This window comes from Corallococcus terminator (genome assembly GCF_003611635.1).
Lineage (GTDB): Bacteria > Myxococcota > Myxococcia > Myxococcales > Myxococcaceae > Corallococcus > Corallococcus terminator.
On record NZ_RAVZ01000659.1, the window covers coordinates 1 to 1,702 of the forward strand.

Here is a 1,702-nt window from a genome sequence, read left to right on the forward strand (position 1 = left end):
CCCCCAGTGTCAGCGTAGTTGTCGCCTCGGCTGAGCAGCCGAGGTGACCACCTGAGCGGGGCGAGCAGGAAGACAACGGTGCCGTATACGGACGCATTCAAGAGTCAGATGGTGAAGCGGATGCTGGGGCCCCCGGCGATGACGGCGACAGAGCTGTCGAAGCAGGTGGGCGTGACGCAACCGACCCTCTCGATGTGGCTACGGGAGGCGCGTAGGGTGGCGGCCGCCATGCCCGACGAGAAGCCCGTCCCCGCCGCCCCGAAGAAGTGGACTGCCCAGCAGAAGCTGCGCGTGGTGGCCGCGGCCCACGGCCTTGAGGGTGAGGCCCTGGGCGCGCTGCTGCGGCGCGAGGGGCTGCATGAAGGCGAGCTGCGTGCATGGCGGGACGCCGCCGCTGGAGCGCTTGAGCCAGGCGCGGAGGCCGCTTCCTCGGGGCCGCTCACGGCGGGCCAGCGCAGGCGTCTGGCCGCGAGCGAGAAACGGGTGAAGGAGTTGGAGCGGGAGCTGCACCGCAAGGAGAAGGCCTTGGCGGAGGCTGGGGCCCTGCTGTTCCTCGAAAAAAAACTTCAGGCGATGGGTTGGGACGAGGGCCGCCGGGGCGGCGAGGACGACGCACCGGACGAGCCGAGCGAGAAGTGACGCTGGCCCTGGTGGACGAGGCCATGAGGCGGGGCGCGACGCTGGAGGCCGCCTGCGAGCGGCTGGGACTGGTGCCGCGCACGGTGCAACGCTGGAGACGTCCCGCGACGGCGCAGGACAGGCGCTGCGGACCTCGGACGTCTCCGGGCAACCGACTCACGCAGGTCGAGCGCCAGCGCATCCTCGCGCTCGCCAACCGGGAGGAGTTCCGGGACATGAGTCCCAACCAAATGGTGCCGGCCCTGGCCGACCGTGGGGAGTACCTCGCCAGCGAGTCCAGCTTCTACCGCGTGCTGCGCGAGGCGAAGCAACTGGCCCACCGCGGACGCGCTCGCGCGCCTGTCGCGCGCCCGAAGGCGCAGCACGTGGCCCGCGCACCCAATCAGGTTTGGAGCTGGGACATCACCTACCTGCGGGGGCCCGTGCGGGGCGCCTACCTCTACCTCTACCTTGTCGTGGATGTGTACAGCCGTCGCATCATGGGCTGGCAGGTGCACACCGAGGAGTCCGCGGAGCATGCCACCACCCTCATCCGCACCGCGTGGCAGGCCGCGGGCTGTCCCCAGGACCTCATCCTGCACTCGGATAACGGCGGGCCCATGAAGGGCGCCACGCTGCTGGCGACGCTTCAGTGGCTGGGCGTCACCCCGTCTTTCAGCCGGCCCCGCGTCTCGGACGATAATGCCTTCTCCGAGGCTCTCTTCCGCACTCTCAAGTACCGGCCCTCCTTTCCCAGGGCCCCCTTCGCCTCGCGGGAGGAGGCTCGCGAGTGGGTGGCTTGCTTCACCGCCTGGTACAACGGCCTTCATCGCCACTCCGGTATTCGGTTCGTCACCCCCGACGAGCGCCACTTCGGCATTGAGACGGCCGTCCTCGCGCACCGCCACGCCGTCTATCTGCGCGCTCAGCAGCGAGCCCCAGCGCGATGGAGTCGCCACACCCGCGACTGGACACCCACGGGCCCCGTGCGGCTCAACCCTTCCCCGAACCTCACCCCTCTCGTTCCAACAATGACCGCAGCTGCTTGACCTGTTTCACGCGACAACTACGTTGACACTCACCG

Annotated in this window: 2 protein-coding genes; both read left to right on the forward strand. The window is 69.3% G+C overall.

Annotated features, from left to right (window positions below; translation table 11 throughout):
• Nucleotides 1-78: 78 nt before the first annotated feature.
• On the forward strand, nucleotides 79-639 hold the full coding sequence (locus D7V88_RS45620; protein ID WP_372241172.1) for a transposase: 561 nt from the start codon (nucleotides 79-81) through the stop codon (nucleotides 637-639).
• Nucleotides 636-1,667 carry an IS3 family transposase gene (locus D7V88_RS45625; protein ID WP_372241173.1) on the forward strand — a complete coding sequence of 344 codons (1,032 nt, stop codon included), beginning with the start codon at nucleotides 636-638 and terminating at the stop codon, nucleotides 1,665-1,667. The genes D7V88_RS45620 and D7V88_RS45625 overlap by 4 nt, the downstream gene beginning before the upstream one ends.
• Nucleotides 1,668-1,702 lie beyond the last annotated feature (35 nt).